Genomic DNA, 15,920 nt, shown 5'->3' with positions numbered 1-15,920 from the left:
CCTGCATTTCAAACCGCGTGGTTCGGGCTGCGTCGCTGCCGAATGTGAGTCTGGTTCGGGCCGCGTCGCTGCCGAATTTGAAGGAAAAACCCGCGGGCGCGAACGAAAACATCAGGATCCGACGGGGTCACCCACCGAAATCTCCTTCAAATTTGCAGGCGCGCGCCCACCTCGCTACGCACGGGGCGGAGCTCGGACCGGGTGGCTAAGGGTGGCCTGCAGACGCTGCAGCCGAGTGCTCGTTTTGGGGGGTGCGCTACGGGCCATGAATCACCACGATGGAACAGGGGCGCACGGCAGGGTGCGGACAGGGTGGCCGAAGGGCCACTGATACACAGGGGGGCTTCTATGTACGAGCTGATGAGACCGGTAATGCGGGCCTGGTACGCCGGGCGGATGGCCATGGGTCGCTCGACCCCCAAGCCCATGGACCATCCCACCGTCCCCGCGACTCTTCCCGACGCCGACCAAGTCCTCCTTCTCGGAAACGGGCCGCTTCACGGGTGGGGCGTCCTCACCCACCAGATCTCCATCACCGGACATCTTGCAAGAGAAACCCACGGCGAAACCGCACGCCCGTGCTCGGTGAACTACATCGGTGACGAGACGATGAACCTCGCGTCCACCGAGCACTGGATCGGCACCCACGACCTCGCCTCCTACGACGCTGTCGTCCTGGTGATCGGGATGAACGACGCCGTCCGCCTCACCCCGCTGAAAAGTTGGGAGCACGACTACCGGGCTCTGCTGGAACACCTCACCCAGAGATTGAAGAGATCCGCCCGGATCGTTGTCGCCGGCATCCAACCCGTCCGTTCCGTGACCGCCTTCGACCACCCTCTCGGCGCACTCGCTGAGTTCCATGCCGGCCGGATGAACAAAATCGTCGAAGACATCACCGACGACTTCTCCGCCGTGACGTACTTTTCCCTGGCCGCGCCCGCCGTCGAGCCCGGCCGGCCTCTCGGGTCGTCCTGCATGTACAACGCCTGGGCGAAGAGCATCGTCACGCACCTCGCCCCGGCCCTCGACCAGGTGCGCGCAGCCGACCCGGCTCCCCGGCACTCCCCCGGCAGCACCGAGTTCTCCTGGTCGGGAACGCGGCGGCTGATCGAGCAGGCGGAAACCGGAGGCTCGCCCGAATTGCAGCGTTTGGCCGCGCTCGCGCAGGAGACATTCGGCGTCGACATCGCCGTGGTGTCTCTCCTGGACGGCGATCGACTCTGGTACGCCATGAACACCGAACAGCTCCCCAAGTCCATCCCCAAAGACCTCGCCTACTGCAACACCGTCGTCGAACAGGACGATTTCCTCGTCGTCCCGGACGCGCAGAACGACCCCCGGTTCAAAGGCAACCCGTTCATCGATGTCACCGGGATGGACTTCTACGCCGGCCACCCCCTGCACTCCACCACCGGGGAGACGATCGGAACCTTCTGCGTCTTGAACACCACCCCGAGGCCTCAAGCATCGGTGTCACCAGAAGCGCTGCGGATGATCGCCCTCCAAGCCGAAACCGAGCTCCGCCGATACGAGACCGCGTAGGGCCGGGCTCGGCCTTACCACCCGCCCACCGCTCATTACCGCGCGGGATCGGCGAAAGAATCACCCGTTATCGGCACCGCCAGACCGTTACGGTAATGAGGCACTGACCCGATCACACAACCCATAAAGGACACCGTCATGGCCTCCACCACACCCCAGCCCTATAACAACGCCGGATCGCCCGTCGCTAAGACCAACACGCTCGCGATTGTCGGTTTCGTTCTCGCTTTCGTCATCAACATCGCCGGTGTCGTCGTCAGCATCATCGCTCTGAACCAGATCAAGCAGACCGGTGAAAAAGGTCGCGGACTCGCGATCGCCGGAATCATCATCGGTGCCCTGTCGCTCATCATCGGCATCATCGCCGTCATCGCCGGCTTCGCTGCGGCGGCGCAGAGCGGAACAACCACGTACTGATCACTGAGTCACGACCGTCGTATGCCTCGATCCGGACACCGGGTCGAGGCACACGTGTCTCAAGGGGGTCGCGACCCGTTCTGGGGCCTCGTGTGCCGACGTCGTCCGTTCTAGCGTAGGCAGGTGCCCGCGAGACCCGTGGACCTCACGGTCCTCCCAGCAGCAGTCATTCGGCGGGTGCTGGGCACCCGACACCCCGAGCATCGCACGCCGTCGGGCACGGCCCCATCGCTTCGAGACGGGGTCGAGCGCGGCATGGCGGTCACCCTCGCTGTCGTCGCGCTGCTGCTCGTCCTCCTCGCGCTGCCGACGTTCTTCGACGACCATCGCCCAGAACTGTGGTTCCCGCTCATCCTCGCCGCTCTCGTGTTAGCGGGGGTCATGGTTGCCGCTCTGCCGCTCGCGCTCGCCCACGGATCAAGCCACGTTCGGGCGGGCTACTGGGTCCCGATCGCGGCCTACGTGGGGCTGCTCCTCATCGAGCCGTTCACGCTCCGTGACCGACTGCCGGAAGGCTCCACGCCCTGGCTCCTCGGTCTGTCGCTCATCGCCTTCAGCTGCACGGTGCTCGTCGTGACAGACCCAGTGCGGGCGGGAGCCATCTGCACCGGCATCGACGTGGCTCTGGCCTGCGTCTATGCCGACCGGTTCCCCCTCAGCCACACCCTGATCACCTCCATCGGCCTCCTGCTGCTCGCGGTGGGTCTCATCGCCGGCGTCCGGGCTCTGCGCGCACGGGCCGATCAGGCCGATGCGGCAGAACTCCAGGCCCAACTCCTCTTCGAGCGCCAGCAGCATCAGGTGGCGACGGAGGCGGAACGAGTCCGCACGGACGCGCTCCTGCACGACACCGTCCTGGCAGCGTTCCTGGCCGCGGCGGGAAACCACGTACCCGAGCGGGCAACGAACATGGCCCGGGCGGCCCTCGACCTCGTCTCGTCCACCAGCGGCCACCCGCACGGGCAGCCGGCGAGCGTTCCCTTCGGAGTCGCGTGGTCGGAGGCGGGCACCGAGCGGGCCCCCTTCGATGACCTCGTCTCCTTCGACCTGACTCAGCTCGATGTCGCAGAGCTTCCGTCCGACGTCGCCGATGCAGTCGTCTCCGCCACCCTGCAAGCTCTGACCAACAGCGTCGCTCACGCTGGCAGCTCTGCCGTGAGGTCGGCGGCCGGCTCGCTCCTCGACGACGGCGGCATCCGCATCACCGTGTCGGATGACGGCGTCGGATTCGACAGCGGAAGGATCCCACAGGAACGGTTGGGCGTCCGGGTCTCGATCCTGGAACGCCTCCGTCAGGTCGGTGGCTCGGCCGCGATCCGCTCGTCTCCGGGAATGGGCACCATAGTGACCCTGGAATGGCACCCCGACCGCGTTGAGGCACCCCTCACCCGACAGCCGGGCGAGTTGCTCATCCACGCCATCCCGAGGCGAGTCCTCTACAGGCTCTTCGGCGGCCTGATCGTGATCGCCGTGCTGATAGCAACCGCCGACGCCGTGCTCGTCACCCACGCCTACGCCTCCGTCGCCTCTTCGATCCTCGGCCTCCTCATCCTGCCCACCCTGATCCGAGGAGCGAAGCAAGGAAAGATGTCCGACCGAGCGGCGTGGGGCACAGCCGGGGTCGGAGTCGTCCTGTGCAGCATCGCGCCGATCGGGCTCGATGCCAGCGACTTCGACTCCGCGTCCATCGCCCGCTACACCTGCGGCGTCCTCGCCGGAGCGACCATGGGCTGGATGGCCGGTCGCCGACTTCCTCCCCTCGTCACCGTCACCGCCCTGGTCACTCAGATGACGCTCTGGGCCGGACCCACCGGCGTCATCCGCCTCGGCCTCGCCGGCGAGATCGTCATCGTCATCGCCGGGCTGCTCATCCACCGTGCGATCCGGAGAGTGGCCGCCGCGGCGGACCTCGCGGCCAGGAAGCACCGCGACCTCACGATCCGGCAGGCAGAGCTGGATGCATTCGACAGTGAGCGGCACCACCGTCTCCGGCACGCCGGCAGCACTTCCGCTCCGATGCTCCGGCGCATCATCGACACCCGTGGGGAGCTCGACGGCGCTGACCGAGCGGAGTGCCGCGTCCTCGAACAGGCCCTTCGCGACGAGATCCGCGGCCGCACCCTTCTCAACGACGCCATCCGACGGGTCGTGTTCGAGCACCGCCGACGAGGCACTCTGGTGCAGGTCCTCGACGACGGGGGCCTCTGCGACATGGCACCGACGACCCTCGACGCACTTCTCGACGATGTGGCTCGTCACCTGGAGCCGCTGCGGTCCAGTCGCATCGTGATCCGAACCGGTCAACCCGACTCCGACACGGCCATCACCATCGTCGCGTCCACGCCCGACGAGACGGCGGCCGCCCTGGGCCTCGACTCCGACGACGAGGTCGACCTGTGGCTCACCATCCCCCATCCCGACAGCGTCGGGCTCGCCGCCTAGGCAGCCGACCCTGCCGCACCAGCCGCGCGAGACCTGAGTACCGTGCACTGCATGGCACACCACGACGAGTCAGAAAAAGCCCCCGCAGACCAGTACGAGTTTGGCGACCCGACCACGCGCTATCCGAACATCCACCCCGAGGTGCAGCAGCAGCCGGAACCCGGCCTGCAGTCGCAGATGACCCCGACTCCCGACCTCGGTGAGACGAGCTACCGCGGCACCGGACGCCTGGCCGGCCGCAAGGCGCTCATCACCGGCGCCGACTCCGGTATCGGGGCGGCCGTCGCCATCGCCTTCGCCCGCGAAGGCGCCGACGTGACGCTGTCGTACCTGCCCGAGGAGGAGCCCGACGCACGCCACGTCATCGAGCAGATCGAGGCGGCAGGCCGACGTGCGGTCGCGGTCCCCGGTGATCTGATGGATCCTGAGCACTGCCGTTCGCTCGTGCAGCAGGCCGTCGACGGCATGGGCGGGCTCGACGCCATCGTCAACGTCGCGGGCAAGCAGGTGTGGCAGAAGAGCATCCTCGACATCACCGAGGAGCAGTTCGACCAGACCTTCAAGACGAACGTGTACGCGCCGTTCTGGATCATCAAGGCGGCGCTCCCGCACCTGAAGCCCGGGTCGACGATCGTCAACACGGCGTCGCTCGAAGCCTACGTGCCGGCACCCGACCGACTCGACTACGCGACCACCAAGGGCGCGATCAACAACTTCTCGAAGGGCCTCGCGCAGCAGCTCGTCTCGCAGGGCATTCGCGTCAACGTGGTCGCTCCTGGGCCGACCTGGTCGGTGCTTCAGGTGACCGGCGGCGTCGACCCCGAGACTCTGCCCGAGTTCGGCTCGAGCGAGTCGCCGATGGGCCGCGCGGGGCAGCCGGCCGAGATCGCACCCGCGTACGTCTTCTTGACGAGCGCGGAGTCGAGCTTCGTCGCGGGCGACACCCTCAACGTCAACGGCGGCATGGTGACGCCGTAGCGACTGCAGCGCACACGAAAGCGGTCGCACCCGGGCATCAAGCCCCGGTGCGACCGCTTTTCAGTGGTGAGTCGGTGTTACTTGACCGCGATCGACTGCGCCTTGAGGGCCGCGATCGTCTTCGTCTGACCCGACGACAGGGCGTCCGAGAGGGTTCCGGAGCCCGAGATGGCCGAGCCGAATCCGTCCGACACGTCGCTGTAGGTCTGGGTCATGGTCGGGCCCCAGGTGAAGGGCTGGATGTTCTCCGCCGCGGTGGCGAAGTCTTTGTAGATGGCCTGGTTGCCGTAGAACTCGACACCCGAGGTCAGAGCCGGCAGGTCGGCGCCGGTGCTCGAGGCGGGGTAGAGGTTCGCCTCTTTGTTCAGCGCGGTGAGAGCCTCTTTGCTGGTGTTCAGCCAGACCAGGAACTTCGACGCCTCGGCCGGGTGCTTGCTGCCCTTAAAGACGACCGACGAGGATCCACCCCACGCCGCTGATGCCTTGTCACCCTCGGTCCACTGTGGCATCTGCGCCACAGCCCACTTGCCGCTCGTCTTCGGAGCGCCGCTCGAGATCGTGTTCGCGCCCCAGACGGCAGAGACCCAGGTCCAGTCCTGACCGGTGTTGTAGGCGTTGTTCCACTCGTCGGTGAAGCTCGGAAGCGTGTTGACGAGCTTCTTCGAGATGAGGTCCTGCCAGTAGTCGGCGACCTTGGTCGACTCGGCCGAGGTCAGGTTGACGTCCCAGGTGCCGTCGTCGGTCGAGAACCACTGGCCACCGGCCTGCGAGACAAGACCGGCGAACTGGTTGACGTCGCCCTTGGCGAAGTTGGTGATGTTGCCACCGAGAGCCTTGATCTTGACCGCATCGGCGGCGTACTCCGCCCACGTGGTCGGAACCGAGAGTCCGGCCTTGTCGAAGAGGTCTTTGCGGTAGTAGAGGGCCATGGGGCCGGAGTCCTGCGGAATGGCGTAGACGCTGTTCGCCTCGCCGAAGGTGACCTGGTTCCAGAGGCCGTCGGAGAAGTCGGCCTTGGCATCGCTCACGCCGGAGCAGGAGGCGATGTTGGCAAGGCCGTCCTGCACGCGGAACGCAGGGAGGGTGTCGTACTCAACCTGTCCGATGTCGGGGGCGTTGCCGGCCTTGAGCTGGTTGAAGAAGTTCTTGTACGTGCCGCTGTTTCCGTTGGCGACGATGGACACCTTCACCTGGATGTCGGGGTTCTCCTTGTTCCAGAGAGCGACGACCTTGTCCATGTTCGGAACCCAGCTGGTGAAGTTGAGGGTCACCTTGCCGGTGGACGCCTTGCAGGACGCGGCCGTGTCGGATCCTGAGTCACCGGCTCCCGAGCCGGCGCTGCACCCGGCGAGGGCGATGGTGGCGGCCACGGCGACGGCCGCGGCGCTGAGGAACTTCGATTTCTTCATGTGATTTCCAATCGGGGTGCTGTGCGTGGCGGATCGGATCGACCGGCACGGGAGGGAACGACGTTGTTGCCTTGCGGGAGGGGTGGAACGGGTGGCGACCGGACTACTTGAGGCCGCCGGCTCCGAGACCGCTGCGCCAGAACCGCTGGAGGCTCAGGAAGGCGATCAGGAGGGGAATGATCGACACGAACGCCCCGACGAGGACGAGCGTGCGGAGCTCGGGGTACTGGCTCACGTTGGAGTTCCAGGTGTAGAGGCCGAGGGTCACCGGGAAGAGCGACTGCGTGCGCAGCATGACGAGCGGCAGGAAGAAGTTGTTCCAGATCGCGACGAACTGGAACAGGAACACGGTGACGAGGGCCGGCGACATGAGACGGATCGCCACGGTGAAGAAGGTGCGGACCTCGCCGGAGCCGTCGATGCGCGCCGCCTCGATGATCTCGTCGGGAACGCTCGACGACGCGTAGATGCGGCAGAGATAGACGCCGAACGGGCTCACGATGCTCGGCAGGAAGACCGCCCAGAATGTGTCGGTGAGCTGCACCTTCGAGAAGATCAGGAAGAGCGGGAGCGCTAGCGCCGTGGCGGGCACGAGCACACCGCCGAGGAAGATGTTGAACAGTGCCTCGCGGCCCCAGAAGCGGTACTTCGCCAGGGCGTAGCCACACATCGCCGAAAGGATCGTGCCGAGGCCGCCGGCGACCGTCGCGTAGACGATGCTGTTGAGCATCCAGCGGGGGAAGATACCGCCGTCGTAGGTGAAGAGGCGGCCGATGTTCGCGATGCCGTCCTGGAGCGACGACGGGGTGAACCAGAGGGCCGCACTGGTGTTGAAGTTGTCGAGCGTCTTGGTCGACGACACCAGCAGCCAGAAGATCGGGATGAGGAAGTAGAGCGTGAACACGCCCATGATGAGCATCGCCGCCGAGCGCGACATGACGCTCTCGCGGGGCCCCCGACCCCGTTTGGGAGCGCGGGTGGTCTTGTCGTCGAAGGTCTCGGCCGGACGAAGGGGTGCGTCGACGCTCACTGGTCGGCCTTCCGCTGGGTCAACCGGAGGAATCCGATCGACAGGATGAATGTGGCGACGGCGAGCACGACGCTGAAGGCCGCCGCGAGGTTGAAGTTCGGCACCGACGAGGTCGAGTACACGAGCATGTTCGGGGTGAAGGTCGACGAGATGCTCGACGTGAACTGGCGGAAGACGAGCGGCTCGGTGAGCAGCTGCAGCGTGCCGATCACCGAGAAGACGGCCGTCAGGATGATGGCCGGAACCACCAGCGGGATCTTGATCGCGATGGCGATCCGGAACTGCGAGGCACCGTCGAGTCGAGCTGCCTCGTAGATCTCGGTCGGGATCGCGAGGAGCGACGAGTAGATGATCAGCATGTTGTAGCCGACGTAGACCCAGGTGACGACGTTGGCGATCGCCCAGAGGATCGTGCCGCCACCGAGCAGGTCGACGTTGCCGGTGACGAACTTGAACGGAGACAGACTCGGCGAGTAGAGGTAGCCCCACATGATCGCGGCGATGACGCCGGGCACGGCGTACGGCGCGAAGAACGCGAGCCGGAAGAATCGCTTGCCGCGGAGGAGCGGTGAATCGAGCAGGAGCGCGAAGAGCAGCGCGAGGGCCAGCATGACCGGCACCTGCACGATTCCGAAGGCCAGCACCCGAAGGATCGACGACCAGAACACGCTGTCCTGGAAGACGAGGACGTACTGGCTGAGCCCGCCGAAGACCTGCGTCGGGGCGCCGAATGTGCCCTGCCGCTGGATCTTGAGCAGCGATTGATAGACCGCGTAGAGAATCGGCACGAGGTAGAAGGCGACGAACAGGACGGCGAAAGGCACGACGAAGATCGCGACCGCCTTGCGGTAGCGGAACCCGCCCTTCGGCTTCGGCCCCTGGGCGTCCGCTTTCGCGGCTCGCCGTCGCGAGGTGATGACGGTCATGATGCCTTCCTGTTCTGACGAATGATGTGGGTGCCGCCCGCAGGGAGCTCGATGCGGCCCGTGAGCTCTTGCTCGGTGACGAGGTCGTAGCCCTCGTGGTCGTGGGTGACGACCGTGTCGCCGTGGTTGAGAACGAAGACCCACTCCTGGTCGGCCGAGACGCGGCGGACGACCTCGACGTCGGCGGAGGCGTCGGCGCCGGTCGGGCGGTGCACCTCGGCCCAGTCGAGAACTTTGGCCACGATGGATTCGAGAGCCGAAGGATCCAAGACGGTCGACACGTACCACGCGATCCCCCGGCCCCGTCGGTTGCGCGTGACCGCGGCCCGTCCGGCAAAGCGTCCCGTCTCGTAGAGGGAGACCGGCTCTGCCCCCTCGAGCTCGAGGGGCTCCGACCACATCGATCCCGTCGCCCCGTCGGAGATCGCGACCGTGTCGCCCTGGTCGAGGGGCGAGAACTCGTCGGTGCGCACGCCGAGCAGGCGGCGGAACGCGCCGGGATAGCCGCCCGTCCGCACCGAGTCGGTCTCGTCGACGATGCCGCTGAAGAAGGTCACGAGCGCCGAGCCGCCGGCCTCGACGAACTCCTCGATCACGATCGCGTGCTCGTCGCGCACGAGGTAGAGGCTCGGCACCACGACGATCGAGTAGCCGTCGAGGGAGGCGCCCGGGGCGACGACGTCAACGGTCACGCCGAGATCCCAGAGGGCGGCGTAGAGGCGGTGCACCTGCTCGATGTACGAGAAGTCGGAGGTGGGGTGCGCTTCGAGGTCGGCCGCCCACCAGTTCTCCCAGCTGAAGACGAAGGCGACGTCGGCGACGACCCGCGAGCCACGGAGCTCGCCGAGTCGGGAAACGAGCGCGCCCAGCGCGACCGACTCGTTCCAGACGCGCGACGAGGTGCCGGCGTGCGGCAGGAGGGCGGAGTGGAACTTCTCGGTGCCCTTGACCGAGGCGCGCCACTGGAAGAAGCAGACCCCGTCGGCGCCGCGGGCCACGTGGGCCGACGTGTTGCGGACCATCTCGCCGGGCGCCTTGGTCAGGTTGCGCGGCTGCCAGTTGACGGCGCTCGTAGAGTGCTCCATCAGAATCCACGGCGCGCCCGCGGCGAGGCCCCGGGTCGTGTCGGCCGCAAACGCGAGCTCGACGTGCGGGCGGGCCAGACGGTGGTCGAGGTAGTGGTCGTTCGCGATGACGGCCATGTCGTCGACCCACGACCAGTAGTCCTGGTTCTTGATGTGGGCGGCGACCATGAAGTTCGTGGTGACCGGGATCGAGCTCGTGCGGCGGATGACCTCGGCCTCGGCGCGGTAGTGGGCCAGGAGCTCGTCGGAGCTGAAGCGATGGAAGTCGATCGTCTGCATCGGGTTGATGAACGAGAGGGTCGCCCGCGGCGGCTGGATCTCGGCGAACGACGAGTAGCGCTGGCTCCAGAAGGCCGTTCCCCACGCCGTGTTCAGCGCCTCGACGTCGCCGTAGCGGTCTTCGAGCCAGACGCGGAACGCCGCGGCCGAGCTGTCGCAGTAGCAGAGCGAGTTGTGGCAGCCGAGCTCGTTCGACACGTGCCAGAGGCGGACGGCGGGGTGCTCGCCGTAGCGCTCGGCGGTTGCGCGGACGAGCTCGAGCGCGAGTTCGCGGAAGACGGGTGAGCTGGGGCAGTAGGCCTGTCGGCCGCCCGGCCAGCGCGTGGTGCCGTCGGCGGCCTGCGGGAGCACCTCGGGGTGCCTCGTGGTGACCCACGGCGGCGGTGACGAGGTGCCGGTGCCGAGGTTGACGCCGATCCCGTTGGCGTGAAGGAGGTCGATGATCGTGTCGAGGTCGTCGAAGCGGAACTCTCCGGGAGCAGGCTGGATGTGCGACCAGCCGAAGATGTTGATGGCCACGAGGTTGACCCCGGCTTCGCGCATCAGGGCGACGTCGTCGATCCAGGTCTCGGGCGACCACTGCTCCGGGTTGTAGTCGCATCCGAAGACGAGACCGGAGAGCCCGAGACCGAGTGCGGTCGTCTGCGGGTGGGTCTGGGTCAGCACGGGGTCCTCGGCTTCGTCGACGGGTGCTCCCCCTCGTCGATCGGCCGGTCGGCCCCCTCGACTGTGAAGGTTCACACACATGGTTCTGTGATCGTTCACAGATTGCACCGAATCGAAGATCCGAAGTTTTTCTGGGAACGTTCACAGAGTAAAACCCACTCTCGCCGATTTGTCAAAAAATCGGTCGTGCCCTCGGGCGGAACAAGGCCCGCGCCCGGCGAATCCCTCCAGTAGGGTGACCACATGGCCGGTCGAAATGCAGGGGGACGACGCGCCACCATTCACGATGTGGCCGCCGAGGCGGGTATCTCGCGCGGTACCGTCTCCCGGGTTCTCAACGATGAGCCCTACGTCTCGGCGACCGCCCGGCAGGCCGTCGAGGCGGCTGTCGCCAAAGTCGGCTACGTGCGCAACGCGGCGGCGCGCAACCTCGTCACCCAGAGATCGCGGGCCGTCGCCCTCATCGTGCACGAGCCGCACTCGCTCGTGCTCGAGGATCCCAACATCGGCAACATCCTGATCGGCACGAACGCCGTGCTCTCGCAGGCCGACCACCAGCTCGTCACCCTGATGATCGACTCGCAGCGCGACAGCGACCGCGTCGTCGAGTACCTTCGCGGCGGTTTCGTCGACGGCGCCATCATCCTGTCGGCGCGCACCGGCGACCCCATCTCGGATGCGATCGCCGAGATGCACCTGCCCGCCTCGTTCGTCGGACACCCGCCCGACGCCCCCGACATCCCCTACATCGGAATCGACAACAAATCGGCGGCCGAGGCCATCGTCCGCCGCCTCGTGGCGACCGGGCGCCGCCGCATCGGCATGCTCGCCTCCGGGCTCGATCGCGACTCGGGGCAAGACCGCCTGATGGGCTTCGCCACGGCCCTGGGCGACGCCTACGACCCGCGACTCGTCGTCCGCCACCCGTTCTACAGCTACGCGGCCGGGGCCGAGGGCATGGCAGAGCTGCTCGACATCGACCCGAGCATCGACGGGGTCTTCGCCGCCTCCGACGCCGTGGCGGCCGGAGCAATGGACGTGCTCCAGCGCCGCGGAATCTCGATCCCCCGCGAGCTCGGCATCATCGGTTTCGACGACAGCTCGTGGGCGGTGCGCTGCACCCCCGCGCTCTCGACCGTCCGCCAGCCGGCCGAGGCCCTCGGGCGCCGCGCGGCCCAGCAGGTCCTCGACCAGCTCTCCGGCACCGTCGACTTCGAGCGTGACCTCATCCTGCCGACCGAGGTGGTCTGGCGCGAGAGCGCGTGACCGGCCGATGACAGAGCACGCGAAACCTCTGAGGCGCGACGATCCGGGTCGGTCTCGCAACCTGTCTCGGATCCTGAGCAGGATCCACGTCACGCCGACCAGCCGAAGCGATCTGACGAGGCTGACCGGGCTCAACCGCTCCACCGTCGGCGCCCTCGTCACCGAGCTGACCGAGCGCGGTCTCGCCGTCGAAGACGACAGCCGCGCCGCGGGCCAGGTCGGTCGACCGAGCCTGATCGCCCGTCCGAGCGACCGCACCGTGGCCCTCGCCGCGAACCCCGAGATCGACGCCATCACCATCGGCGCGGTGCTGCTCGGCGGACGCGTGCTGACGCGCCGGCGGATCGAGCTGGCACGCATCCCCGACGTCGACCGGGCGGTCACCCTGATCGGCTCTGCGGTGGGCGAGCTTCGCGCCTCCCTCGAGCCGGCGCACGAGGTCGTCGGGCTGGGTCTGGCGATTCCCGGCATCGTGCGGACGAGCGACGCCCACGTGCGATTCGCTCCGCATCTCGGCTGGCGCGATGCTCCGCTCGGGTCGCTCCTCGCCCACGCGACCGGGCTGCCCGTGCACGCGGCTAATGACGCCGCTCTCGGCGCCCGCGCCGAATGGACCTTCGGCGCCGGCCGCGACACCGACAACCTCGTCTACGTCAACGGCGGATCGAGCGGCATCGGCGGCGGGATCATCTCTGGCGGAGCTCCGCTTGGAGGCCGCAACGGTCATGCTGGCGAGATCGGCCACCTCTCGGTGCGCCCCGCCGGCAGCATCGACAGCGCCGGGCTCACCGGCACGCTCGAATCCGAGGTGCGTCGAAGTGACCTGCTGCGCGTGCTCGGTCTCACCGCGGCCAATCCGGACGAACTCGAGAGGGCCTTGCTCGCGGCGGTGTCCGCCGAAGCATCGCCGGCGAACGAGGTGCGGGCCGAGGTCGAGCGGCAGATCGACGCGCTGGCGATCGCGCTCGGCAGCGCCGTCAACCTGCTCGACCCCGAACGGATCGTGCTCGGCGGCTTTCTCGGCAGTCTCGCGGCAGTCGACCTGCCCAGGATCCGGGCCGGCGTCGCGCGTCACTCCCTTCCGGCCGTCGACCCCGTGGCGATCGCCCGCTCGCAGCTCGGATCCGACCTCCTGCTGATCGGTGCGGCCGAGCTGCCGTTCGCGGCGCTGTTCGACTCGCTGTAGGAGCCCGACCGGACGCGCCCAAGCCCACGATTGGCCCAGCCGGTCTCCCGGTCAGCGCTGCAGGTGCATCTCAGCGACCGGCTCACGGAGCGCCGGGCAGTGCTCGGGAGTCGGGAAGTGCGCCATCTCGATCATCCGATCGAGAGCGTCACGGGCGTCGGCGAGCGCCGCCATCGACTCGGTGATGCGCGCACGCTCGTCTGCCAGAAGCGCGAAGACCTCGGGCGACGACGTGCCCGTGTCGACGCACGGCAGCAGCTGGGCGATGGTGCGGCTCGGCAGCCCCGCCGAGAAGAACTGCTGAATGAGCTGCACCCGCTCGACGGCGGCTTCGGAGTAGACGCGTTGGCCCGCGGCCGTCCGCTCGGAATGCAGGAGGCCCTGCTCTTCGTAGTAGCGGAGAGCTCGAGCGCTGACGCCGGAGCGATGAGCGACATCGCCAATTCGCATTGCAGGACCTTTCGAGAAAACTTGATGCGGCAAACACTTGCCCTTGACGTCAACGTCACCTTTTAGCGTAGTTCGTGCCGGCTCGCATTCGAGCCGATTCGCACCAGCTCGCAACGAAGGAACCTCATGAACATCACCGGACAGACCGCCCTCGTCACCGGAGCCAACCGTGGCATCGGACGCCAGTTCATCCTCGAACTCCTCGACCAGGGTGCGGCTAAGGTCTACGCGGCTAGCCGCCGCCCCGAGACGATCGACTTCGACGACGACCGCGTCGTCCCGCTCCGCGTCGATCTCCTCGATCGAAAGTCCATCGCGGCCGCGGCCGCCGCAGCCCCCGACGTGACCCTTCTCGTGAACAACGCCGGGATCTCCACCTCCACGCCGGTCATCACCGGCGACCTCGACGACATCCACCGCGAGCTGGACACCCACTTCTGGGGCACCCTCCACGTGACCCGAGCCTTCGCACCGATCCTCGCGGCGAACGGCGGCGGGGCGGTCGTGAACATCCTGTCGGCGCTTTCGTGGTTCTCCTACCCCGGCAACGGCGCCTACGCCGCCGCCAAAGCAGCCGAATGGAACACGACGAACGCCATCAGGCAAGAACTTTCCGCCCAGGGCACGCTCGTCCAGGGCGTGCACCTCGGTGCCGCGGCGACCGACATCATGGCCGGCTACGAAGGGCCCATGATCGACCCGCGCGACGTGCCGCGCGCCTCGCTCGCAGGGCTCGCATCCGGCGCGATCGAAGTGGTCGTTGACGACTGGAGCGCCATGGTGAAGGCGTCGCTCGGAGGAGACCCCGCGGCGTTCTACGCCCAGCTCGAGGCAAACCTGCCCGGCTGATCGCGGTGGGGCCGGATTCTGCTCGCCAGGATCGGTTCGCGCTTCGCGGACCGTTTCACGCATCGCTTACCGTCGCGTCGGTGAGCGACGCGTGAAACGGTCCGCAAAGCAAACCTCGGCAGGCCAGCCGCTTGCGCGCGAGGGGGATCCAACGTAGTTTGTTGGACGCCCCAACAAATCTCACGAAGGTGACCCCATGGCAACGACGCCCACTCGCTCCGACAAGTTCTCCTTTGGTCTCTGGACCATCGGCTACAACGGCTCAGACCCGTTCGGCGGCCCCACCAGGCCCCCGCTCGACGTCGTCGAGGCGGTCGAAAAGCTCGACTCGCTCGGCGCCTACGGCCTCACCTTCCACGACGACGACCTCTTCGCGTTCGGCTCGACCGACGCCGAGCGTCAGACCGAGATCGACCGCCTCAAGGGCGCTCTCGCCTCGACGGGCATCGTCGTGCCGATGGTCACCACCAACCTCTTCAGCGCGCCCGTCTTCAAAGACGGCGGCTTCACTTCGAACGACCGCGACGTGCGCCGCTTCGCACTCCGCAAGGTGCTCCGCAACGTCGACCTCGCCGCCGAGCTCGGTGCCGAGACCTTCGTCATGTGGGGTGGCCGCGAGGGCGCCGAGTACGACGCCGCTAAAGACGTCCAGGCCGCTCTCGAGCGCTACCGCGAGGCCGTCAACCTCCTCGCCCAGTACACCGAAGACAAGGGCTACGGCATCAAGTTCGCCATCGAGCCGAAGCCGAACGAGCCCCGCGGCGACATCCTGCTGCCGACCCTCGGCCACGCGATCGCGTTCATCGACACCCTGGAGAAGCCCGAGCTGTTCGGCGTCAACCCCGAGGTCGGCCACGAGCAGATGGCGGGCCTGAACTTCACGGCCGGCATCGCCCAGGCGCTCTACTCCGGCAAGCTCTTCCACATCGACCTCAACGGCCAGCGCGGCATCAAGTACGACCAAGACCTCGTCTTCGGTCACGGCGACCTGCAGAACGCGTTCTCGCTCGTCGACCTGCTCGAGAACGGCGGCCCCGGCGGGGTCCCGGCCTACACCGGCCCGCGCCACTTCGACTACAAGCCGAGCCGCACCGAAGACATCACCGGCGTGTGGGATTCGGCCGCCGCCAACATGCGCATGTACCTGCTGCTCAAGGAGCGCGCGGCGGCGTTCCGCGCCGACCCCGAGGTGCAGCAGGCTCTCGCCGCCGCCAAGGTAGACGAGCTGCGCACGCCCACGCTGAACCAGGGCGAGACCTACGACCAGCTCCTCGCCGACACCTCGGCGTACGAGTCGTTCGACGCCGACGGCTACTTCGGCGCCAAGGGCTTCGGCTTCGTCCGCCTGCAGCAGCTGGCGGTCGAGCACCTCATGGGCGCCCGGGGCTAGGC

13 protein-coding genes are annotated in these 15,920 nt (G+C 67.4%); 8 read left to right on the top strand and 5 right to left on the bottom strand.

The window, feature by feature from the left end:
- Positions 1-360 precede the first annotated feature (360 nt).
- The 4 genes from EDF39_RS05860 (at position 361) to EDF39_RS05845 (ending at position 5,382) form a co-directional block, all read left to right on the top strand.
- The gene (locus tag EDF39_RS05860) at positions 361-1,545 is read left to right on the top strand and encodes a GAF domain-containing protein (protein WP_158613167.1); all 1,185 of its coding nucleotides are present in this window, start codon (positions 361-363) and stop codon (positions 1,543-1,545) included.
- Positions 1,546-1,683: 138 nt separating this feature from the next.
- Positions 1,684-1,962 (top strand): DUF4190 domain-containing protein, encoded by a 279-nt coding sequence (locus tag EDF39_RS05855; protein WP_123941273.1) that lies wholly within the window; start codon positions 1,684-1,686, stop codon positions 1,960-1,962.
- Positions 1,963-2,085: 123 nt separating this feature from the next.
- Entirely contained in the window at positions 2,086-4,404 is a 2,319-nt protein-coding gene (locus tag EDF39_RS05850; RefSeq protein ID WP_123941271.1) for a sensor histidine kinase, read from the top strand.
- 51 nt (positions 4,405-4,455) lie between these two features.
- Positions 4,456-5,382, top strand: coding sequence for an SDR family oxidoreductase (locus EDF39_RS05845; protein ID WP_123941269.1), 927 nt, complete (start codon positions 4,456-4,458; stop codon positions 5,380-5,382).
- Positions 5,383-5,459: 77 nt separating this feature from the next.
- Here EDF39_RS05845 and EDF39_RS05840 read toward each other — a convergent pair whose 3' ends face one another.
- The 4 genes from EDF39_RS05840 to EDF39_RS05825 all read right to left on the bottom strand — a co-directional run bounded on the left by EDF39_RS05840 (position 5,460) and on the right by EDF39_RS05825 (position 10,777).
- Complete coding sequence (locus tag EDF39_RS05840; protein ID WP_055960502.1) at positions 5,460-6,791, bottom strand: ABC transporter substrate-binding protein; 1,332 nt, start codon at positions 6,789-6,791, stop codon at positions 5,460-5,462.
- 103 nt (positions 6,792-6,894) lie between these two features.
- Complete coding sequence (locus tag EDF39_RS05835) at positions 6,895-7,728, bottom strand: carbohydrate ABC transporter permease (RefSeq protein WP_123942315.1); 834 nt, start codon at positions 7,726-7,728, stop codon at positions 6,895-6,897.
- 89 nt (positions 7,729-7,817) lie between these two features.
- On the bottom strand, positions 7,818-8,747 hold the full coding sequence (locus EDF39_RS05830) for a carbohydrate ABC transporter permease (RefSeq protein WP_055960504.1): 930 nt from the start codon (positions 8,745-8,747) through the stop codon (positions 7,818-7,820).
- On the bottom strand, positions 8,744-10,777 hold the full coding sequence (locus EDF39_RS05825) for a beta-galactosidase (RefSeq protein WP_233572983.1): 2,034 nt from the start codon (positions 10,775-10,777) through the stop codon (positions 8,744-8,746). The genes EDF39_RS05830 and EDF39_RS05825 overlap by 4 nt, the downstream gene beginning before the upstream one ends.
- 243 nt (positions 10,778-11,020) lie before the next feature.
- Here EDF39_RS05825 and EDF39_RS05820 point away from each other — a divergent pair, with 243 nt between their 5' ends.
- On the top strand, positions 11,021-12,043 hold the full coding sequence (locus EDF39_RS05820; protein WP_055960508.1) for a LacI family DNA-binding transcriptional regulator: 1,023 nt from the start codon (positions 11,021-11,023) through the stop codon (positions 12,041-12,043).
- A gap of 7 nt (positions 12,044-12,050) precedes the next feature.
- Positions 12,051-13,229, top strand: coding sequence for an ROK family protein (locus EDF39_RS05815; RefSeq protein WP_055960510.1), 1,179 nt, complete (start codon positions 12,051-12,053; stop codon positions 13,227-13,229).
- A 51-nt stretch (positions 13,230-13,280) separates the two neighbouring features.
- On the opposite strand, the gene EDF39_RS05810 is transcribed toward EDF39_RS05815, so the two are convergent.
- Complete coding sequence (locus tag EDF39_RS05810; protein ID WP_123941265.1) at positions 13,281-13,679, bottom strand: MerR family transcriptional regulator; 399 nt, start codon at positions 13,677-13,679, stop codon at positions 13,281-13,283.
- 126 nt (positions 13,680-13,805) lie between these two features.
- Between EDF39_RS05810 and EDF39_RS05805 the strand changes: the two genes are divergently transcribed.
- Positions 13,806-14,528: an SDR family oxidoreductase gene (locus EDF39_RS05805; RefSeq protein ID WP_123941263.1), complete on the top strand. Its 723-nt coding sequence runs from the start codon at positions 13,806-13,808 to the stop codon at positions 14,526-14,528.
- A gap of 196 nt (positions 14,529-14,724) precedes the next feature.
- A complete protein-coding gene (xylA, locus tag EDF39_RS05800; protein WP_123941261.1) occupies positions 14,725-15,918 on the top strand; it encodes a xylose isomerase in 1,194 nt (397 codons plus the stop codon).
- Positions 15,919-15,920 lie beyond the last annotated feature (2 nt).

The organism is Frondihabitans sp. PhB161 (genome assembly GCF_003814635.1).
Classification (GTDB): Bacteria; Actinomycetota; Actinomycetes; order Actinomycetales; family Microbacteriaceae; genus Frondihabitans.
Note: the sequence above shows the minus strand (reverse complement) of the source record. Positions and strands in the feature narration are given on the sequence as shown.